Source organism: Neolewinella agarilytica (assembly GCF_900110645.1).
Taxonomy (GTDB): Bacteria; Bacteroidota; Bacteroidia; order Chitinophagales; family Saprospiraceae; genus Neolewinella; species Neolewinella agarilytica.
The window spans coordinates 1-20,992 of record NZ_FOFB01000044.1 but is presented as its reverse complement, the minus strand read 5'-3'; the positions used below and the strand labels follow the sequence as shown (position 1 = coordinate 20,992).

The 20,992-nt window shown below is 54.2% G+C and carries 19 protein-coding genes and 1 riboswitch; of the genes, 13 read left to right on the top strand and 6 right to left on the bottom strand.

Annotated elements, in window-relative coordinates:
- Window positions 1-134: 134 nt before the first annotated feature.
- The 3 genes from BM123_RS23355 to porX form a co-directional block, all read right to left on the bottom strand.
- Window positions 135-452, bottom strand: coding sequence for a type II toxin-antitoxin system VapC family toxin (locus BM123_RS23355; protein WP_090173507.1), 318 nt, complete (start codon window positions 450-452; stop codon window positions 135-137).
- Between the two features lie 71 nt (window positions 453-523).
- Window positions 524-790 carry a hypothetical protein gene (locus BM123_RS23350; protein WP_090173505.1) on the bottom strand — a complete coding sequence of 89 codons (267 nt, stop codon included), beginning with the start codon at window positions 788-790 and terminating at the stop codon, window positions 524-526.
- A 61-nt stretch (window positions 791-851) separates the two neighbouring features.
- Window positions 852-2,408 carry a T9SS response regulator signal transducer PorX gene (porX, locus tag BM123_RS23345; RefSeq protein WP_090173503.1) on the bottom strand — a complete coding sequence of 519 codons (1,557 nt, stop codon included), beginning with the start codon at window positions 2,406-2,408 and terminating at the stop codon, window positions 852-854.
- Window positions 2,409-2,849: 441 nt separating this feature from the next.
- Here porX and purQ point away from each other — a divergent pair, with 441 nt between their 5' ends.
- The 8 genes from purQ (at window position 2,850) to BM123_RS23305 (ending at window position 12,533) form a co-directional block, all read left to right on the top strand.
- Window positions 2,850-3,563, top strand: coding sequence for a phosphoribosylformylglycinamidine synthase subunit PurQ (gene purQ, locus BM123_RS23340; RefSeq protein ID WP_090173501.1), 714 nt, complete (start codon window positions 2,850-2,852; stop codon window positions 3,561-3,563).
- A 108-nt stretch (window positions 3,564-3,671) separates the two neighbouring features.
- Entirely contained in the window at window positions 3,672-5,390 is a 1,719-nt protein-coding gene (locus BM123_RS23335; protein WP_090173499.1) for a GMC oxidoreductase, read from the top strand.
- A 134-nt stretch (window positions 5,391-5,524) separates the two neighbouring features.
- Window positions 5,525-6,391: a hydroxypyruvate isomerase family protein gene (locus BM123_RS23330; protein WP_090173497.1), complete on the top strand. Its 867-nt coding sequence runs from the start codon at window positions 5,525-5,527 to the stop codon at window positions 6,389-6,391.
- 136 nt (window positions 6,392-6,527) lie between these two features.
- The gene (locus tag BM123_RS23325; RefSeq protein WP_090173495.1) at window positions 6,528-7,199 is read left to right on the top strand and encodes a hypothetical protein; all 672 of its coding nucleotides are present in this window, start codon (window positions 6,528-6,530) and stop codon (window positions 7,197-7,199) included.
- 119 nt (window positions 7,200-7,318) lie between these two features.
- Entirely contained in the window at window positions 7,319-7,639 is a 321-nt protein-coding gene (locus BM123_RS23320) for a hypothetical protein (RefSeq protein WP_090173493.1), read from the top strand.
- A 113-nt stretch (window positions 7,640-7,752) separates the two neighbouring features.
- Window positions 7,753-9,678: a DNA mismatch repair endonuclease MutL gene (gene mutL, locus BM123_RS23315; RefSeq protein ID WP_090173491.1), complete on the top strand. Its 1,926-nt coding sequence runs from the start codon at window positions 7,753-7,755 to the stop codon at window positions 9,676-9,678.
- A gap of 71 nt (window positions 9,679-9,749) precedes the next feature.
- Entirely contained in the window at window positions 9,750-10,601 is an 852-nt protein-coding gene (locus BM123_RS23310; protein ID WP_090173490.1) for a rhomboid family intramembrane serine protease, read from the top strand.
- A gap of 228 nt (window positions 10,602-10,829) precedes the next feature.
- The gene (locus BM123_RS23305) at window positions 10,830-12,533 is read left to right on the top strand and encodes an alpha/beta hydrolase-fold protein (RefSeq protein WP_090173509.1); all 1,704 of its coding nucleotides are present in this window, start codon (window positions 10,830-10,832) and stop codon (window positions 12,531-12,533) included.
- A gap of 93 nt (window positions 12,534-12,626) precedes the next feature.
- Here BM123_RS23305 and BM123_RS23300 read toward each other — a convergent pair whose 3' ends face one another.
- The gene (locus BM123_RS23300; RefSeq protein WP_090173488.1) at window positions 12,627-13,895 is read right to left on the bottom strand and encodes an aminotransferase class I/II-fold pyridoxal phosphate-dependent enzyme; all 1,269 of its coding nucleotides are present in this window, start codon (window positions 13,893-13,895) and stop codon (window positions 12,627-12,629) included.
- Between the two features lie 105 nt (window positions 13,896-14,000).
- On the opposite strand from BM123_RS23300, the gene BM123_RS23295 reads away from it, so the two are divergent.
- Window positions 14,001-14,864: a DUF58 domain-containing protein gene (locus BM123_RS23295; RefSeq protein WP_090173486.1), complete on the top strand. Its 864-nt coding sequence runs from the start codon at window positions 14,001-14,003 to the stop codon at window positions 14,862-14,864.
- Window positions 14,865-15,041: 177 nt separating this feature from the next.
- Here the strand turns inward: BM123_RS23295 and BM123_RS23290 are convergent, their stop codons facing one another.
- Together BM123_RS23290 and BM123_RS23285 are read right to left on the bottom strand one after the other, a co-directional pair.
- A complete protein-coding gene (locus tag BM123_RS23290) occupies window positions 15,042-16,217 on the bottom strand; it encodes an MFS transporter (protein WP_090173484.1) in 1,176 nt (391 codons plus the stop codon).
- A gap of 27 nt (window positions 16,218-16,244) precedes the next feature.
- Window positions 16,245-16,424 (bottom strand): hypothetical protein, encoded by a 180-nt coding sequence (locus tag BM123_RS23285; RefSeq protein ID WP_090173482.1) that lies wholly within the window; start codon window positions 16,422-16,424, stop codon window positions 16,245-16,247.
- A 255-nt stretch (window positions 16,425-16,679) separates the two neighbouring features.
- A riboswitch (SAM riboswitch) is annotated at window positions 16,680-16,796 on the top strand.
- 60 nt (window positions 16,797-16,856) lie between these two features.
- Here BM123_RS23285 and BM123_RS23280 point away from each other — a divergent pair.
- The 4 genes from BM123_RS23280 to BM123_RS23265 all read left to right on the top strand — a co-directional run bounded on the left by BM123_RS23280 (window position 16,857) and on the right by BM123_RS23265 (window position 20,865).
- Window positions 16,857-18,275, top strand: a complete 1,419-nt coding sequence (locus BM123_RS23280) for a pyridoxal phosphate-dependent decarboxylase family protein (RefSeq protein ID WP_090173481.1) — start codon at window positions 16,857-16,859, stop codon at window positions 18,273-18,275.
- Between the two features lie 127 nt (window positions 18,276-18,402).
- Window positions 18,403-19,686 (top strand): O-acetylhomoserine aminocarboxypropyltransferase/cysteine synthase family protein, encoded by a 1,284-nt coding sequence (locus BM123_RS23275; RefSeq protein WP_090173479.1) that lies wholly within the window; start codon window positions 18,403-18,405, stop codon window positions 19,684-19,686.
- A 229-nt stretch (window positions 19,687-19,915) separates the two neighbouring features.
- A complete protein-coding gene (locus BM123_RS23270) occupies window positions 19,916-20,395 on the top strand; it encodes a DinB family protein (RefSeq protein WP_175489526.1) in 480 nt (159 codons plus the stop codon).
- On the top strand, window positions 20,392-20,865 hold the full coding sequence (locus BM123_RS23265) for a DinB family protein (protein ID WP_090173475.1): 474 nt from the start codon (window positions 20,392-20,394) through the stop codon (window positions 20,863-20,865). The genes BM123_RS23270 and BM123_RS23265 overlap by 4 nt, the downstream gene beginning before the upstream one ends.
- Window positions 20,866-20,992 lie beyond the last annotated feature (127 nt).

The following is a 20,992-nucleotide window of genomic DNA, read 5'->3' as shown; positions in this document are numbered from 1 at the left end:
TGAGCATGATTTGGAAGTTTGGTCGCTAACAAGTTAGCAACTCTGCTTCACTGCCATTTTGAGTAATACTTCACCCTTACATTTGATACACCGCCCAAAAAGCTATCCGGGATAGACAGGACGATAGGTGTAGTCTAGGGTTGTTGCTTAAAAGGGTTGACAAACCTCAGCCCTTCAATATTCAGGAAATCCTTTTCATTGCGGGAGAGTAAGGTGAGGTCATAAGCAATAGCCGTTGCCGCGATTATCGCGTCTGGTAGTTTGATTTTCTTAAGCCTTCTTATCGAAATCGTTTCCTTTTTGATTAGTTCATCAATCTCAATAACGGTAAGAGAATCAACAAACATCGACATCTGCGTAAACTGATCCTCGGTAAGCTTACTAAAGCCTAGTAACTCGAGTTCAGTGATGGCTGAAATTGCAGGTAAGGAAGTTTCCAGGTATTGGTCAATTAATTTCCTCGCTTATGGGCTTAGATCATCAGCAGTGTAATAGATGGCGATATTGGTATCCCATAAATGCGTTAGCGCCATCCTTCTCTCATTTCATCAATTTCAACATCAATTTCCTCGCGGGTCATGTCAAGATTGATCGAGCCTTGGAGCTTTTTGAAGTTGCTCAACTTGTCGTCTGAACCAGGCTCGTCAGCTGTTGGTATTGTGTGATCTTCTAATGCGTTATCAGCTTTTGGCTCAGTAAGTGGCTTTAAAGTAATGATGCGTAACTGCTCCAACCCCCGGAGGATAACCAGCGCCTTCTCGTCCAACAAATCTAATTGATAAGATTGCATAGTCAAATAGTTGTAACCTACTAACGAATGGCTTAAAGATAAAGTTCCTTCGATTAATACCCTACCGGCTCCGCAACCGAATCACCGGACAAATGATCTCCTCCAGCGAAATGCCGCCGTGCTGGAAGGTGTCTTTGTAGTAGTTGTGGTAGTAGTTATAGTTGTTGGGGTAGAGGAAGAACTTGTCCTCTTTAGCGAAGATGAAGGTAGAACTCAGGTTGGGGCGGGGGAGCTTGGCTTCCAATGGGTCGCGGACTTCCAGCACGTCACGTTCCTCGTAGTTGAGGTTACGACCGAGTTTGTAGCGGAGGTTGGTGCTCGTGTCCCGGTCACCAACTACGCGGCTGGGGGTGTTGACGCGGATGGTGCCGTGGTCAGTAGTCACGATCAGGCGAACGTCTCGTTCGGAGAGCTTACGCAGCGTCGCCCAAAGCGGGCTGTTCTCGAACCAGCTGCGCGTCAGGCTGCGGTAGGCTTTCTCGTCGCCGGCCAATTCCTTGAGCACTTCCATCTCCGTACGGGCGTGGCTCAACATATCGATGAAGTTGTAGACGATGACGCTGAAGTCGTTGTTGAGGAAGTCCAGCGCCCGGTCCTGCATCTGGCGGGCGAAGTTGGTGCGGGTTACTTTGGTGTAATCCCACTTGATGTCTCCGCGGCGGAGCACGCGGTCGATTTGGCTGCCGAGCAGGTCCGCTTCGTGCATATTCTTTCCGCCTTCATCGGCGTCGTTTTTCCACCATTGCTTGTAGTGCTTGGCAATCTCGGAAGGCATCATGCCGGCGAAGATGGCGTTGCGGCTATACTGAGTGGCGGTGGGAAGAATGCTGTAGAAGTAGTCTTCTTCCTCCACCTTAAAGAGTTCCGTAAGGTAGGGTTCAATGACCTTCCACTGGTCGAAGCGCATATTGTCCAGCAAGACCATCACGGTCGGTACTTCCGTGCTCAGGTGGGGGAATACTTTCTCGCGCATGAGGTTGTGAGACATGATGGGGGCATCGTCGCCCTTGACCCAGTCCACATAATTGCGTTCGATGAATTTGCTGAATTCGGCGTTCGCTTCCTTTTTCTGTACGGAGAGAATCTCACCCATCTCTTCGCTGTTGCTCTCGTCGAGTTTGAGCTCCCAGTTGATGATCTTTTTATAGACGTCTACCCATTCTTCCTTATTCAGCCCGCTGTTGATCTGCATCAGGAGCTGACGGAAATCCTGCTGGTAGTCGGTATTGGTTTTTTCCCGGACGAGGCGTTTTTCGTCAACGATGGTCTTCATCGTCAGCAAAATTTGCATAGGGTTGACGGGCTTGAGGAGGTAGCCGGCGATCTGGCTGCCGATGGCTTCTTCCATCACGTCTTCGGCCTCATTTTTGGTGATCATCACCACGGGGATGTTGTTCCCCGTTTCCCGGATGCGGCCGAGGGTTTCCAGGCCGGTAAGGCCGGGCATGGACTCATCCAGAAAGACAACGTCTATCTCATCGTTTTCTCCCAATTCTTCCAGGGCGTCGTGGCCGTTGGTAACGGTGACCACTTCGTAGCCTTTCTTTTTCAAAAAGAGAAGTTGTGGCTTAAACAGATCGATTTCGTCGTCGGCCCAGAGAATGGTGATTTGGTCCATGTGTTGCTTGAAGTTTAATTGGCCGGGGGGGAAGAGCCGACATTGGTAAGAGTACGCTTTTGTATTGGTGAAGGTTGGAACGTAGCGGGAAGAGGTGTTAGTCTGTTGGATCGTCAGTAGACAGAGGATGTTCACGGAATGTCTGTTTTTAGACAGAATTTGCGAATCTTAGGTTTCCCTTTCATTGCTTTAATAAAAATCTCTGCACCTGCGTCCGCGCCGAAAAGTCAAATAGTCAGGAAGTCAAATAGTCAAGCAGTGCTCTTAGACTCAATAGCAATCAAAGCGAGCCTCTCCTCGCGGCGGTGACTATCTGACTCCTTGACTAAAGGACTATTTGACTCGGCAGCGAATTTGATAATTAGCGGGCAATGATGGTGAAAATCACCCGAAGTGTCCGAGTGTACTATATCTTTGCGCCTTACTCCAAAAAACTCCACGATGAAATTCGGCGTAATCCTCTTCCCCGGCAGCAACTGTGATGATGACATGATGCACGTACTCGGTAACGTTATGGGCCGTGAAACGATCAAGCTTTGGCACAAAGACAAGGATGCGCTGAAGGACTTCACGACCGAAGATTGCGTTATCGTACCCGGCGGCTTCAGCTACGGCGATTACGTCCGTGCCGGTGCTGTAGCCCGCTTCAGCCCGATCATGGAATCAGTTATTGATTTTGCTAACCGGGGTGGCTATGTATTTGGTATCTGTAATGGTTTCCAGATCGTCTGTGAAGCAGGCCTGCTACCCGGCGCTTTGCTGCGTAACCGCGACCAGAAATTCATCGCCAAGAATTGTTACCTCCGCACGGAAACCAGTAACAGTCACATCACCCGTAAGCTTGAAGTCGGAGAAGTGATCAATCTGCCGATTGCCCACGCAGAAGGCCGTTACTACGCCGATGAGGAGACGATCGCTGCGCTCATCGCCAATGATCAGGTACTGTTCCGCTACAGCGACGCACTCGGGGAGATGGGCGAAGAAGCCAACATCAATGGCAGTACCCAGCACATTGCGGGCATCTGTAACGAAGGCCGCAACGTGTTTGGCATGATGCCGCACCCGGAACGTGCCAGCGAAGCTATTTTGGGCAATGAGGACGGCCGGGCGCTGTTCGCCAGCCTGATTGAAAGCGTGGAAGGCGTAACGGCTTAAGGGGCGCCGCGCGCAGGTGCAAGGAAAGTTTGCAACGCATGGGTTATATCCAGCCTTAGACGATAGTACGGGACGGTAACAACAGACTTTTTTCCTAGATTGCAAACCATGCAAGGAAAGAAGAATAACACCTACGACGCCATCGTAATCGGCACCGGTATCAGCGGCGGCATTGCTGCCATGGAGCTCTGCAGAAAGGGGCTGAAAACCCTTGTGCTGGAGCGTGGACGGAACATTAAGCACGGAGACTATCCAACGGCAATGCTGGAAAGCTGGGAGCTGCCACATCAGGGTAAAATACCGGAAGACGTCAAAAAGAAAGACTACGAGTACCTGAGCCGAAAGGACTACATCATGGAGCAGGGCGGCATCCATCATTTCGTTAAAGACAGCGATCACCCTTACACCGAAAAGAAGCGCTTCGACTGGATTCGTGCCTACCAGACCGGTGGGCGCAGCCTGGTGTGGGGGCGGCAGTGCTATCAGCTATCTGATCTGGACTTTGAAGCGAATGCCAAAGAAGGTATTGCCATCGACTGGCCCATTCGCCATAAAGACCTGAAGCCGTGGTATGACTACGTTACCCGCTTTGTGGGGGTCAGTGGCCGGGCGGAAGGCCTGGCTCATTTTCCCGACGGCCCCTTTCAGCCGCCGATGCCGCTTAATTGCGTAGAAGATCATTTCCGGAAAGGCGTACACGCTAAGCTGCCCCATATCCGCGTCTCCGAAGGGCGGGCGGCTCACCTGACCGCCTACGACCCCGCCGTCAACCTGGGCACCAGAGGCAACTGCCAATACCGAAACCGCTGCCGCCGGGGCTGCCCTTACGGCGGATACTATAGCAGCAACTCCGGACCGATCCCCGTCGCCATCGAAACGGGGAACATGACCCTCGTCAACGGTGCCGCCGTGCGGGAGATCATCTATGACGCGGATAAAAAACGGGCCACTGGTGTCCGGGTTAAGCTAACGGAAACCGGACAGGAAACGGAGTTCTTCACCGATGGCGTCGTCTTTCTCTGTGCTTCTGCCCTGAACTCTGCGGCCATCCTGCTGGCCAGCAAATCTGACGCCCAGCCCAACGGTCTGGGAAATGACAACGATCAGGTCGGCCGTAACGTTATGGACCATCACCACAGCGTTGGCGCTGGCGGCACGATGGAAGGCTTTGAGGATAAATACTTCAAAGGGAGAAAGCCTAATGGAATCTACATCCCCCGCTTTGTTAATCTGGGAGACCAGGCTACCAAACGCAACTACCTGCGGGGCTTCGGCTACCAGGGCGGCGCCAGCCGCTCCAATTGGAGAAGGCTCGTGCGGGAACTTTCCGTTGGCCCAGGTTCAGAGCTGAAGCAGGCAATGCTTGAGCCCGGGGAATGGTCTGTCGGGATTGGTGGTTTCGGAGAAAGCCTGCCTAACCCGGATAACCGCGTCACCCTGAACTACGACAAACTGGACGCTGACGGTCTGCCTACCCTGATTATGGATGTCGCCTTCGGCGAAAACGAGGCCGCCATGCGCAAAGACATGAAAGCCTACGCCGTTGAGATGCTGGAGGCCGCTGGCGTGAAAAACATCAAGCCCTATGACCGGAAAGTATTCCCGGGCTACTCCATCCACGAAATGGGGACGGCCCGGATGGGCCGGGACCCGAAAACGAGCGTTCTTAATGCGCATAACCAGGTCTGGAATTGCCCAAACCTCTACGTAACGGATGGGGCTGCAATGACGAGTGCGAGCAATGTCAACCCAAGTCTTACCTACATGGCGCTAACGGCGCGAGCGGTGGATCATGCAGTAAAAGCCTTGAACCGGCAGGAACTGTAGTATTTAAGACCAATCGTTTTTTGCCCACGACAAACGATTATTTTCCCGGTAAAGACCAGAGACCAATAAGAAAACCGGGCAGTACTTCTCTTCGGATGCTTACCTTAGGGTTTCCACCAACACATCGATCAAGCATGAACCGTCGTAAAGCCATAAAGTCTACCGCCCTCGGTTTGGGGGCCATTGCCATCAGCCGTTGCGTCTCCGCAACGGAGGCGGCAACTGCCCTGGCCGGCAGCCAGTATACCACCAATCACAGTACCTGTAAATGGTGCTATCCGGATTTTACGCTGGAGGAACTCTGCGAGCGCGGGCAGGACATCGGCCTGAAGAGCATCGAGCTCACTACGGTCAAAGACTGGCCAACCTTGAAAAAATACGGTATGACCTGTGCCATGGGTACCCTCGATGAGTTCAGCATTGAAAACGGCTGGAACGAGCCGAAAAACTGGGACAAACTCCGCGCCGCCTATACCACGGCCATCAAAGACGCAGCTGACCATGGCATCACGAACATGATCGTGATGAGTGGTAATCGCCGCCGGATCTCTGATCTCGACGGTATGCGCAACTGCGCCATGGGTCTGAAGCCAATGGTAAAACTGGCCGAAGAAGCAGGCATCACGCTGCAAATGGAACTCCTGAACAGTAAAGTCAACCACCCGGATTATATGTGCGACCGCACGGAGTGGGGTGTTGCGCTGGCGGAAATGATCGGTTCGGAAAATTTTCAGCTTCTCTATGACATCTACCATATGCAGATCATGGAGGGAGACGTAATTGCCACGATCAAGAAATACAGCGACTACATCGGCCACTATCACACCGGAGGCGTGCCCGGCCGTCATGAAATTAATAACAGCCAGGAGTTAAATTATCCGGCCATCATTAAGGCCATTCACGAAACCGGATTTACGGGCTACATCGCGCAGGAGTTCGTACCTACTTATGAGGATAAGATTAAGGCGCTGGAAGAAGGGCTTCGTATTTGCGAGGTATAAAGGCAACCTTGAACGGGACCACTGCAGAGTGAACAGACCGGATAGGGTATTACAATATCCGTCCTGTTCGTTCTGCCTTTCTCTACTTCCGTTGTAATTTGCGCTCAGGTCCTTCCTGCCAAGATTGCTGTCCTCTATGAAAAAGACCCCTCCTTACCGCAAAATCGGCGGCATTTTTAGCGCGATACTTATTGCCTTGCTGGTGTATGCGCGTTTTGCGCTGCAAGCCGAGTTGGAAGGTTGGGTGTTGGGCCTAGCGATCTGCTGTGCCGTAGTTGTATTGCTAATGGCAATACTGGAGATTGGCCTTCTGGTGACGGATTACCGGAAAGGACATCTTTTTCCGCTGCGTAACACGAGCCTTTATCTGGCCATATTCACCGTTGTGGCTTTGCCCGTTTTGGCCGCTTACAAAGCACTTTTTGCGGGAGGGATAGACTTTTGGGTATTCCTGTATCCGGTGCTGATGTTCATTTTACCGCAATCGGTGATGAACGTCCGCCTGAATGACGTCCTGCTGGAAACAAAAACCGGTGTCGGCGAGCCCGTAGCTATTCCCCTGTTCAGCATCCAGTCCGTAAAGGAAGAAGCCGATGGGGTGACGATACTTACTAATGAGGAGAAAGAAGTCGTGCTGCTCAGGCAATACTTTTTTGCGGGCGATTTTGCCCGCATGCGGAACCAGTTAATGGGCCTCAATGCCAGCACTGATAGTTCTGCACCCTCGCTGAATAAAGATGCCGGAGACTGGAGTGCTTATCAGGGCGTTGCCGGTTTTGGGGTGCCCGCAGAAAGGGAAGAAGAGTAAAACACGCTTTGCTATGTTCGCCCTCCGACGTGTGGGGTCTATCGGACAAACAAACCACCAGACTGCGTGTATTCCGCATCTTTTCTTAAATTAGATCGTTCTAAAGAAAAGTTATTACCATGGGTTTTCTTCGCCTTTTTAAACCACCGAGCCACCAGCAGTTCAGCTATAAGCCTCGTTATTGGGATCCTAAGAAAGAGGAGTCCGAAGCACGGCAGAAGCGCGTTGAGCAACTTCAGGAAGGCGGTGTGGACGCCATGAAAACCCGTATTTCGGGCGGATTCCGTAAAGGCGCCGGGGGCGCTGCCGCCGGATCATACCGCAACGCCCGTGTTAAGCGCTCCAATGCTACGCTGTTCATCGTCATCATCTGTTTGATGGTGATCTCTTACCTGGCGCTGATGGTCTATTTCCCGGATATGTCAGCCTGGTTGAGCTGAGAAGAGTAGGTGGTTTTTCTGTATCTTGCACTTCCCTTCCAACTAGCAGTACTTATATGCCGTTTAGGAAGGAGAAAGCTTTAGTATAACCGCTGAATTAACCTGCTCTCCATATGACGGACAACCTCGTCCAGCTTCTACCTGACGCCATTGCTAACCAAATCGCCGCCGGCGAGGTCATCCAACGACCCGCCAGCGTAGTGAAGGAGTTGGTGGAAAATGCCATTGATTCTGGTGCCAGCGAGATAGAGCTAATGGTAAAGGACAGTGGTAAAACCCTGATCCAGGTCCGGGATAATGGCTGTGGTATGTCCGAAACCGACGCCCGGATGAGTCTGGAGCGCCACGCCACGAGTAAGCTACGTAGCGCTGATGACCTGTTTGCCCTAAGAACGATGGGCTTCCGCGGAGAAGCACTGGCCAGTATTGTCGCCGTCGCCCAAATGGAAATGAAAACCCGCCGGGCACCCGATGACCTCGGCACTCGCCTGGTGGTAGAGGCCAGTGAAGTGATAACTCAGGAACCGGTGGCCACCGCCCCGGGAACCATCATCTCCGTCCGTAACCTCTTCTTTAACGTGCCGGCCCGCCGGAACTTCCTCAAAAGTGATACGGTAGAACTGCGGCACATTCGAGACGAATACATCCGCATCGCCCTGGCGCACCCGGAGGTGCGCTTTGACCTCCACGTGAATGACCGCCTGGACCTCGCCCTGCCGGCGGGAAGACTTCGCCAGCGGGTCGTTCAGGTATTTGGGCGTAAGTACGATTCTTTGCTCGTGCCCATTCAGGAAGACACGGATGTGCTCTCCATCAGTGGCTTTGTCGGTAAGCCCGAAGCTGCCCGCAAGAGCAAAGTGGGGCAGTTCTTCTTCATCAACAATCGTTTCATCAAGAGCAGCTACCTGCACCACGCCGTAAGCTCCGCCTATGATGATTTGCTGAGCAAAGACAGCTACCCCTTCTACGTTATCTACCTGGAGATTGATCCGTCACGGATCGACGTCAACGTTCACCCCACCAAGCAGGAGATTAAGTTTGAAGACGAACGACTGATTTATAACTACCTCAAGGCGACCATCCGCCAGGGGCTGGGCCGGGCGAGCATTATGCCCTCAATTGACTTCGAGACGGATAATCCCTTCTCGCCCTCCCGAACGACGATCACGAATACCCGCCGGGATATCTCCGACCAGGGCGAGGCGCTGCCGAGCCGCATGAACGATGACTATAAGGCACCGGCTTCTTCCTCCGGCGGAAGTACGGCTACGGGCGCTTCCTCCGAGGCGAAGCGCAATGCCAACAATCTTCGTAACTGGCAAATGCTGTATGAAGGTCTGGGCGATGATAAATCAGATACTGGCGGCGAAGCGGCCTTCATCGACTTCGGCGAAACGGATGGAGCCAACCCCGAACTCGGGGAGCTACTGCCCAGCCGCATGAGCCAGGAAGAAGACGGAGGGTCTACGACTTCCCAGGACCGCGACCCCTACCAGCTACACCATCGCTACATCGTCTCGCCGATCAAAAGCGGTTGGTTGCTCATCGATCAACGGGCGGCTCACCAGCGGATCCTCTACGAACAATTTCTCCAGACGCTGCGGGATAAACCCGCCGCCAGCCAGCAATCCCTGTTCCCGCAGACACTTGAACTGCCGCACGCAGACGTAGGGCTGATGACGGATATCCTCCCCGACCTGAAGCAACTCGGCTTTGACGTAGAGCCCTTCGGCGGAGAGTCCTTCATCATCCGAGGAGTACCGGCGGAGCTGGCCGGGGATAAAAACGAAAAAGAACTGCTGGAGCAATTGCTGGATCAGTACCGGAGTGACATTGAGCTGGAGTCAGACGGGCACGTGCGCCTGGCGCGTGCGCTGGCGCGGGGAGCAGCCATTAAGCGCGGGCAACTGCTCGACGTAGCAGAAATGCGCTCTCTCATCAACCGTCTCTTCGGCTGCGGGCAACCCGCCACGGCCCCTAACGGGCGCAAGTGTTTCCTGAAGTACGAGCTCGACGAGTTGGACCGCCTGTTCGAATAACCCAGGCTTAAGCATCTACCAACTACCGTCTACCATGCTACCGTCTACCAAACTACCGACTACTGACTAACATGTTTCCACCACCTACTCCGCTGGTAAAAAATCTGATGATCCTCAATGCGATCATCTTCCTGGTCGTGGTACTTCCGGGTTTCCTGGGCTATCCCATCAATATTGAGGATAAGCTGGCGCTTTATTACCCGGCCAGCCCTCACTTTCGTCCTTATCAGTTCGTGTCTCACTTCTTTATGCACGCTGACCCCGGACACATTTTCTTCAATATGCTTGGCTTGTATTTCTTCGGGCCATCACTGGAGGAACGGCTTGGTCCCGGACGTTTTTTACTGCTCTACATCATCTCCGCTATTGGGGCTATGGGGATGCATATCGGGGAAATTTGGTGGCAGCTGCGTCAATCCTATGAGTATCTGGCTGCCTTTACGGCGGACCCTTCACTGGCCAATTTTAATGGTTTTTTCTCCGGGATTGACCTGGGTGGATTGATGATGGATAATGGCAAAAGTGTGTTGCCCATCTACGGCAATATCCAGAACGATCTGGCCATGGGCACCAACCCGGAGTATATCAATACCCGGGCACTTGATCTCATGCAGGACTACGTCGATTTTCAGGAAAACAGCCGCATGGTGGGCGCCTCCGGAGCGGTGTTCGGGGTGCTGGCGGCCTTCGCCGTTTTTTTTCCGGATCGGGAAATCCGACCGTTATTTATCCCATTTGGCATCCCGGCCAAATACATGATCGGCGTCATCCTGGCCAGCGAGGTTTTTTTGGGTTTCATGAACTACAACTTCGATTCCGTTGCGCATTATGCGCACATCGGCGGGGCCATTGCGGGCGGTATCGTGGCTTACATCTTCGCTAAAACAGTGTTGCCTCCCTGGCTAAAACGGATGGATAAATAGCCAGACTTTTTGGGCGCCGGGGCGCAGGTGCAGGGAAGGCCCGGCGAACGCTGCTTCCAGCAGCGGCCGGCCAAAGCGTGCTCCGCACGCGCTACAAACACAATGACAGCGCAGCTGGAAGCTGCTTTGGCCGGTCGCGCGCGGAGCGGCGCGTACGCCGGGGAATTCCCATTGCACCCGCGCTCCGTCGCCCCAAAACCCCTTACCTTCCAGCTAAATATTCGGCAGATGCGCTCCACACTCCTTTTCTCCCTCCTCCTCCTTACCACCTTTACTTCGGCCCAAACCTTCCGGGTGAACCTCCCTGCGGGGCTAGCGGATAAACCACTCGACGGGCGACTCTTGCTCATGCTCACCCCCGCCGAAGCCGAAGGCGAACCCCGTTTTCAGATTTCCGACGGCCCGAACACCGGACAGGTCTTCGGCATGGACGTGGACGGCTGGAAACCAGGCTCCGCCATCTCCCTTGATGCCTCCGCCGTTGGCTACCCCCTCACGAAAATGGACGAGCTTCCCGCCGGTGCCTATACCGTACAAGCCCTGCTCCACGTCTACGAAACTTTTAAGCGCGCCGACGGCCACACCGTCAAACTACCCATGGATCGCGGTGAAGGCCAACAATGGAACCGCGCGCCCGGCAACCTGCTGAGTACGCCACGCCGCATCACCGTCGATAAAAACACGACGGTTACCGTCGACTTTGACCAACGCATCGCCCCCATCGAACCCGCCAAAGACACGGAATGGATCAAGCACGTGCAAATCCGCTCCAAACTGCTGAGCGATTTCTGGGGGCGGGATATGTACGTCGGTGCCCACGTCTTGCTCCCTGCCGGCTGGGCTGAACACCCGGAAGTGAAGTACCCGCTGGCCATCATGCATGGCCACTTTCCACAGGATTTTGGCGGCTTCCGCACTACCCCGCCCGACGAAACGATCCCCTGTGAATACAGCGAACGCTTTGGTCTCGATTGCTATAATCGCATCGTACAGCAGGAGGCGCATGATTTTTATAAAGCATGGACTGGCCCCGATTTCCCCCGCGTACTGGCCATTAAAATCCAGCACGCAAACCCTTACTACGACGACAGCTACGCCGTCAATTCCCAAAACCTTGGCCCCTACGGCGACGCCCTGACTTATGAGTTGATTCCCTACATTGAAAAGAAGTTCCGGGGCATCGGCGAAAGCTGGGCCCGCTTCGTGTACGGCGGCAGTACCGGTGGCTGGGAAGCTCTGGCCGTGCAGGTGCTTTACCCCGATGAATACGGCAGCTGCTACGCCGCCTGCCCGGACCCGATCGACTTCAGAGCCTACACCGTGGTGGATCTCTACAAAGACAAAAATGCCTACTTTCTGGACAGTAAGCTGAAGCGCACCGAACGCCCCGGCCGCCGGGACAGCCTCGGCCACGTATCTACCACCCTCCGGGAAATGAACCAGCGCGAACATGCGCTGGGAAGCAAAAGCCGAAGCGGCCAGCAATGGGATATCTGGGAGGCAGTGTACTCCCCCGTCGGCGAAGACGGTTACCCGAAACGCATCTGGGATAAGATGAGCGGAGAGATTGATCATGAGGTTGCGAAGCACTGGAAGGAGAACTACGACCTGAGTTACATCATGAAGCGAGACTGGGCCACCCTGGGGCCTAAGCTGGCCGGCAAGGTCAACATCTACTGCGGCGACATGGATAACTATTACCTGAACAACGCCGTCTACCTCGCCGAGGAATTCCTGGAGTCTACCACCACCCCCTACTACAACGGCGAGGTCGCCTACGGCGACCGCGCCGAGCACTGCTGGAACGGTGACTCCACCGAGCCTAACGCCATCACCCGCCTGCGCTATCACCGGATGTTTATCCCGAAATGGGCGAAGACAGTGGGTGTGCTGGCGCCGAAGGGAGCGGATCTGACTTCTTGGCGGTACTAAAAAAGCGGTCAGCCATCAGCATTTCTGGCGTAAAGCCTGAATACTGATCGCTGACCGCTTAGGTCAACAAACAACCGTAGTCGGTGAGACTATTTATTGAATTACGCCTTCAACTGCGCCCTGTGCCAGCATCTGGCCCATTTTTTCGTAGGTGCCGTCTTCCAGCTTAGTCCGTACCGCTTTGAAAGCATCAAGGGTTGTTTGGATATCCTCTTCGCTGTGCTCCGCTGTTGGGATAAGACGAAGAATAATTTGTCCTTTCGGAATAACGGGAGGAAGCACGATCGAACAGAAGATGCCGTAATTCTCGCGCATGTCATAAATAAGAGCGCCCGCTTCATAAGGGGTGCCTTTCATGAACACGGGAGTAACACAAGCACCGGTGTTACCGATGTCGAAACCAGCTTCCCGCAAACCGCTCTGGAGGTGATTAACGTTGCGCCAGAGCTTCTCGCGCAGTTCCGGCTGCTCTCTGAGCAGGCGAAGGCGGACAAGCGCGCCTTTTACCATCGGCATACAGAGTGTCTTGGCGAATACCTGGCTCCGCAGGTTGTAGCGGAAGAACTCGATGATGTCTTTGTCAGCAGAAACGAAAGCTCCGAATCCAGACATCGCCTTGGCGAAGGTGGAGAAGTAGACATCGATCTGATCCTGAACGCCCTGCTCTTCGCCAGCGCCGGCGCCGGTAGCACCCATGGTGCCGAAGCCGTGGGCATCGTCTACCAACAGGCGGAAGCCATACTTTTCTTTGTAAGCGCAGATTTCTTTCAGGATACCCTGCTCACCACGCATACCGAATACACCCTCGGTAATAACGAGGATGCCGGAGTTACGCTTTTCTGCTTCCTTCTTTGCCTGTTCCATACGGACGAGGAAGTGGTCGATATCATTGTGCGTAAAGGCGTACTTCGGGCCCTGGTGCATCCGGATACCATCCATGATACAGGCATGATCGTCGCGGTCGTAGACCACTACGTCGTGGCGGCTAAGGCAGGCGTCTACAATCGACATGATGCCCTGGTAGCCAAAGTTGAGCAAGAGCGCACCTTCCTTCTGGGTAAATTCAGCGAGTTCTTTTTCCAGCTGGATGTGTGCGTCAGTTTCTCCGCTCATGATCCGGGCGCCCATCGGGTAAGCGAGGCCAAATTCTGCAGCGGCCTCAGCGTCAGCTTTACGTACTTCGGGATGATTAGTAATACCGAGGTAAGAGTTGATACTCCAGATGATGCAGTCTTTACCGCGGAATTTCATGTGAGGGCCGAGTTCTCCTTCCAGCTTTGGGAAAGAGAAATAGCCGTGGGCAACATCCTGGTACTGACCAAGGGGGCCTTTGTGGTTGAACTTATCGAAAAGATCCTTCATAATTGATAGCGCTTTTGCGGGGGCAAAGATAACAAGCGGGATCGGGATGATTGTCAAAATTAGGTGAGCTTACAATTAGCCCACGCGCATTACCTTAGCGTACATATGGAAACGACCGAACTCCTCAAGCGCGTCCGCCGCATCGAGATCAAGACTAAGGGGCTGAGCCGGCAGATATTTGCCGGGGACTACCAGAGTGCCTTCAAAGGGCGGGGGATGTCGTTCAGCGAAGTCCGTAACTACCAATACGGAGATGATGTGAGGAACATCGACTGGAACGTAACGGCCCGCTCCAATGACCCCTACGTCAAGGTCTTCGAAGAAGAGCGGGAGCTAACGGTGATGCTATTGGTGGATATCAGTAAGTCGAGTTTCTTCGGTACCACCCGACAGCTGAAGAATGAGCTGATCACGGAGATCTGTGCCGTACTGGCTTTCTCCGCCACGAACAACAACGACAAGGTGGGCTTATTGCTCTTCAGCGACCGCATCGAAAAGTTTCTGCCGCCGAAGAAGGGGCGCGGCCACATCCTCCGCATCATCCGTGAATTGCTGGATACCAAACCGGAAGGGCAGGGGACGGATATCGGGCAGGCCCTGACTTACTTTACGAACATGGTGAAAAAGCGGAGTATCTGTTTCCTGCTGTCTGACTTCCTGGCTGACGGTTATGAGAAACCCCTCCGCCTCTGCGCCCGCCGCCACGACGTGATCGGGATGCACCTCTTCGACCCCCGTGAACGGGAGCTCCCCGCCGTAGGCCTCATCCACGCCCGCGACGCCGAAACGGGGCAAATGGAATGGGTGGACACCGACAGCCGCCGCGTCCGGGCGAAATACACCGATTGGTACGAAAACCACCTGGAATACTACAAAAATGCCTTTAAAAAATCCGGTGCCGACAGCATGAGTATCGAGACGACGGATGATTATACGAAGGCGCTATTGCGATTTTTTAAGGCGCGTTAGAAAGTATCCTGCTCTTTATCCCGATCATTGCACCTGCACATTCGGCAGGCTCGGTGACCACGGCCGCGCCTGATTTCGGGTACATCTGTACTTGTACCCGAAAAGTGAGTGGCGAACTCCAGAAGCTAATGTTTATAAGGGTTCGGGTACATGTACAGTTATACCCGAAACCTGCGGTCACAACCGCCCCGCCCGCGGAAACAGCGCCCAAAAACCGATCGCTGCCACTACGCCCACCGCCCCGGGCACCAGCCAGATCATTCCCCACTCATGGGTGCCATCAGCCAGCGTATTGGCCAGCACGACTTCTCCGGCAATCCAGCTGCCGATGAAAATACCGATGCCCTGGTTAGCGAAAGAAATCAGCCCTTGCGCCGTGCTGCGAAGGGTGGTCGGCACCCGGTTGTCGATGTAAATTTGGGCAGCAATCACGATCCAGACGAAGGCAAAACCCTGTACTGCGATACCGACATACAGGAGGAATTCATAGTTGCCCGGCCGGGCAAAAGCAAAAAGAAAATAGCGGAGCCCCCACAGGAGAAGCCCCCAGAAAAAGATCCGGCGGAACCGGATTTTCCGGAAAAAGAAGGGCATGGCGAACAGAATACCGATTTCAAAAAACTGCCCTAACGACATTTTCGCGGCGGCTGCCGACCAGCCAATCTCATTCAAAAACGGATTGACGAAGCTGTAATAAAAGGCAGAGGGGACACAGGATAAAAGCGTAGCTACGAGTAGAACAATCATCCCCGGTTCCCGGAAAATTCGCGCTACTTCCGGGCCGGTAAGCATGGAGAAATTGAAGCCCGGCTGAGGCGGAACGCGGGGCAGGGTCAGCGCCGTAAGCGCGGTAAGACCGGCCATTAACCCGCCCGCAACCAGCGGTAAGGGCGAGTTCTCTATTTCAAAGTAACTAAGCCCCAGCCCCACGAGCATAAAGGAAACTGTGCCCCAGGCCCTGACGGCCGGAAAGCTCTTTGCCGGCTCCTCCAATTGGTGGAAACAAATGGAAGACAGCAGGCTGAAAGTAGGCATGAAGCACAGGTTGAACAGCAGAATGAGGAGGTAAACGGCCATGAAGGAAGTAGCCGTAAAACAGGCCAGCAATGCCGCTGCGGCCAGCAGGTTGAGCAGCATAAGCATGCGGTCAGCGCTGAAATGCCGGTCGGCCAGCCAGCCCACTACCGGAGGGGCTACGGTGGCTGCAATCGCAGCGGTAGCATAGATCATGCCTACCTGTCGCCCACTGAAATCCAGTGTCTGCAACAGGTAAGTACCCAGGGAAATGACGCTGGTAGCGTACACCGCATTCTGAAGAAACTGAAGCGCCGAAAGGCGGAAAGGAATGGACATTACGCGAAGGTAATGGCCCTTTTCAACTCACACCATCATATCCTCCGAATCATCCCGCGTCAGGGGTTCTTTTTCCCTGACTTTAGGAAAGTTGTCAAGATCGAGCACGTCCGTAGGCTTCTCATCCTTACGGTTGAGCAAGATGGGAATGATGAAAAAGAAGCCGACGGCGACGAGCAGAACTAAACCAAGGAGGAGAATTAACATCAGGCGAAGAAATGTATAGTTGTTGAGTGAAGACGAATGGCACTGATTAACAGAATGGATTCAGCATTTTCCATGTACTGAAATTTTGGTGCGATAGCTCAAAGAGCTTCGTAACCCAGCCTCGACTTCAGTCGGTGGGCACGTAAAATACAACATCTTTAGCCATCGGACTATCCCGTAATATGACGATTTCATCATTTGTCCGGTAAGTTGACACCCCCTACATTTGCCTCCGCAGCGGGAACGACCGCCAGCATTTTATACCGAAGGGTGGAGAGCACAGGCTCCGCGAAACCCTGGCAACCACTCCTCCAATGGCCCGGAGGAAAAGGTGCCAACGCCTGCCCGCGCTATTGCGGGGAACTATAAAAACGACGCCAATGCAGTACCAACAACGATCCCTCTTCCGCTTGCCCTTCATCGGCGTGGACCGTGGATAAGCTATTCCTTACCGACGAAAATCAGCTGCCCGAACTTCTCAATGAAGTTCGAGATTTTGCTTGTGGGTTTCGCTCAGATGATTCCCTGCCCGCAGGGTCAACGCTTACAAGTGTTCCGGAGGAGAACCTGCCATTGGTGGGCGCCGGAGCGCAGGACGCCATGGAGGTTTTTTTGAAGCAATGGGTACGCTACCTGGTGGCTTCCCCCTCCAACCGATACCTGGGCTACGTCACCGGCGGTACCACGCCGGCGGCGCTTTTAGGAGACTGGCTGGCCTCCGCTGCTGACCAAAACCCACAGGCGGTAAAGGGCTTCGGCGACGTCTCCGCCGCCATCGAGATCGCTACCATCAGAATGTTGCGGGAACTCTTCGTTTTGCCCGACACCTTCAATGGGGGCTTCGTGACGGGCGCAACGATGTCCTCCTTCACCTGCCTGGGCGTTGCCCGGCAGTGGGTGGGCAGGCAGCAGGGCTATGATGTGGCTAAAGACGGGCTGCAACAGCCCGTTCCGGTGCTTACCGCCACGCCCCACAGCTCCGCCGTAAAGTGCCTCGCTATGCTCGGCATCGGTAGCCGTAACATCGTTAAGGTCGATACGTTGCCCGGCCGCGAAGCGATGGACGTCGATGACCTGCAACAAAAAATCACCTCACTGAACGGCGCGCCCTTTATCCTCATCGCCAGCGGCGGAACAGTCAATACTGTCGATTTTGATGATCTGCTGGCCCTGGCCCGCATCAGAGAAAAACACCCTTGCTGGATTCACGTGGATGCGGCCTTTGGCGGCTTCGCCGCCATCAGCCCCGACCATGCCTATCTGCTGGCCGGCTGGGAAATGGCCGACAGCATAACGGTCGATAACCATAAGTGGCTCAACGTTCCCTACGACTCCGCCTGCTGGTTTGTTCGCGCTGACCATGCGCCGCTGCAGGTAGCCACCTTCCAGAACAGCAGCGCGCCTTACCTCGGGGATCCGGCAGCGGACTTCAACTACCTCAACGTGGGGCCGGAGAACAGCCGTCGGCTGCGGGCCTTGCCCGCCTGGTTTAGTCTTCAGGCTTATGGCCGGTCAGGATACGAAGACATCGTTACCCGCTGCATCCGGACGGCCTTTTTACTCGGCGAAGCGATTAGCGCCAGCCCTCGTTTTGAGCTGTTGGCGGAGGTGAAACTTAACGTTGTCGCCTTTACCATTGTCAGGGGTACGGCGGAGCAAGTAGACGCCCTGGCCCACCAACTGAACGAACGGGGGAAATACTTCCTCACCCCAACGACGCTCTTCGGCCGGAGGGGCTTGCGCGCTGCCTTTGTGAACTGGCAGTGCCAGACCGCTCAGGTGGAGGAAATTATGGCGGAGTTGAACACTGCGCACAGGGAACTTTCTCTGCATCCTGCGTCTGCGCCTTAAATAGTCAAGTAGCCAAAAAGTCAAGTAGTCAGATAATATGGCCACTATTGGCTCCGTAACCATTGCCGCCTCCAACGTGCGGCAGCTCCAAAATACTAACGAACCAAAATTCTAAAATACCAATATCATGAGATTTGAAACGCTCCAACTCCACGCCGGACAGGAAGTCGATGAAACGACCCGCAGCCGCGCTTTACCGCTCTATCAGACGACGAGTTTCACCTTCCGCGACAGCGAGCACGGTGCCAAGCTCTTCGCACTGCAGGAATTCGGCAACATCTATACCCGCATCATGAACCCGACCACGGACGCCTTCGAGAAGCGCGTTGCCGCGCTGGAAGGAGGTGTGGCAGCAGTAGCTACGGCTTCCGGTCAGGCTGCCCAGTTCCTGGCCATCAATAACATTACCCAGGCGGGCGAGAACATTGTTTCCAGCCCTTACCTCTACGGCGGAACGTACAACCAGTTCAAGGTGGCCTTCAAGCGTATTGGCATCGAAGTCCGCTTCGCCGACAGCACCGACCCGGCGGATTTCGCCAAGCTGATCGACGATAAGACCAAGGCTATTTATACCGAAACACTGCCTAACCCCAGTTTCCTGGTACCTGACTTCGAAGGCCTGAGCGCGCTGGCCAAAGAAAAAGATTTACCCCTGATCGTAGACAACACCTTCGGCGCCTGCGGCTACCTCTGCGCGCCGCTGAAGCACGGCGCTGATATTGTTGTTGAGTCCGCCACCAAGTGGATCGGTGGCCACGGTACCAGCATCGGCGGGGTGATTGTTGACGGAGGCACTTACGATTTCGGCAACGGCAAATACCCGCAGTTTACGGACCCAAGCCCAGGTTACAACGGCCTCGTCTTTAACGATGTGTTCGGCAAAGATGGTCCCTTCGGCAACATTGCCTTCGCTATCCGCGCCCGGGTGGAAGGTCTGCGAGACTTCGGCCCTGCCGCCAGCCCGTTCAACGCCTGGCTGCACGTGCAGGGGCTGGAAACGCTCTCTCTTCGCGTTCAGCGCCACCTCGATAATGCGATGGAAATTGCCAAATGGCTGGAGGCTCACCCGAAGGTGGAATCCGTCAGCTACGCCGGGTTGCCCGGCCACGCCGGCCACGCCAACGCGAAAAAGTACCTCACGCATGGCTTCGGTGCCGTTCTCGGTTTTCAGGTGAAGGGCGACAAGGCCGCCGCTACCAAAGTGGTGGACAACCTCAAGCTCATCAGCCACCTGGCTAACGTGGGCGACGCCAAGACCCTCATCATCCAGCCTTCGGCCACTACGCACCAGCAGCTGACGGCTGATGAACAGCTCGCCGCCGGTGTACTCCCCAATGCCCTCCGCCTCAGCGTTGGTATCGAGCATGTGGAAGATATCAAGGAGGATCTGGAACAGGCGTTGAACGCGTAGCGTTCAGGTTGCAGGTGTTCAGGTTACAAGTTGCAGGTTGCAAGGTTTTCCACAATCTGTAACTTGTAACCCGCAACTTGTAATCTGTCGCGTAATCAGTTCTCTCATCGGATGTGTCTTTTCGCCTGACGAAGTCGGCGAAAAAGCTCATCCGATGTGTAAAACTGACATGACCGATCAGGATTTTGTCGCACACTCTGTGTGCGACGACCCAAACATAAACTTACTCATGACTAACACTGACTACTTCGTCTCCCTCTACGAAACCCTTCACCGCAAAATGCCCTTTTTCGGCTCCGGCATAGAAGAGAGTCTGGAGCGTATTCCGGAGGAGCATTTGCACCGCCCCGTTGGCCATCGGACTATCGCGCAATTGCTGGCGCATATGATTGCCTGGCGGGAAGATCTGATCAAGCGACTGCACGAACTTCCCCGGGAGAAGATTGAGATTAACTCCCCTGAAGACTGGCCGGACGCTACGGGTAAGACTAAAGCCGATTTCCTCCGGGCCTTCGCTGACACCAAGGTAGAGCTGCAAAAAGGCCTTGAGAAATACGACGTCAGCAAAATGTATGACCTCGTACATCCGGATTACGATTACATCAATGTAAACATTCTGGAAGGCGGAGCCCAGCACGATATTTATCATATCGGGCAGGTGAATATGCTGGCGGCGATTTTGCGGGAACTGGAAGAAGCGAAAGAATGATGAGTGGAAATACGGATTGGCTCGCTAATCAGTTTGAAACGATGTTCGCCGCCAAGCCCTGGTACGGCAAAGGGATGCTGGAAAGCCTGGAGGCTATTCCGGAAGAGCGCTGGCAGCGTGCTGTCGGCCATCAGTCCATCGCTCGCCTGGTGGGGCATATGCTTATGTGGCGTCGTTTCCTTATTGAAAAATTGCGCAATAACGATGACTTCGTATTGCAATACTTTAGCCCGGAGGAGTGGCCGGAGGTGAGCCACCTCAGTGCCGGAGAACTCCTGCAGGAACTCAAAGCGAGTCAGGCGGAACTCCTGGAGGAACTCGAACGGGTATCGGAGTTGGCACTGGAGGAAAAAGTACCCTCGAAGTACGACTACACGAAAAGAACCCTCGTTAACGGAGTATTGCAGCACGATATCTACCATCTGGGACAGATTAATCTCCTGAATGCTCAAATCGGAAAAGGCAAATAGGTTTTCGGGTGCGGCAGCCCACCACGAAGTAGCAGCGAAGTTATACTGATAACAAGCAAGCATCTGCCGACTTATTTTTAGATTTACAACGAGACTAGGATGATCCCGTACTTTCGGCCACCGTTGC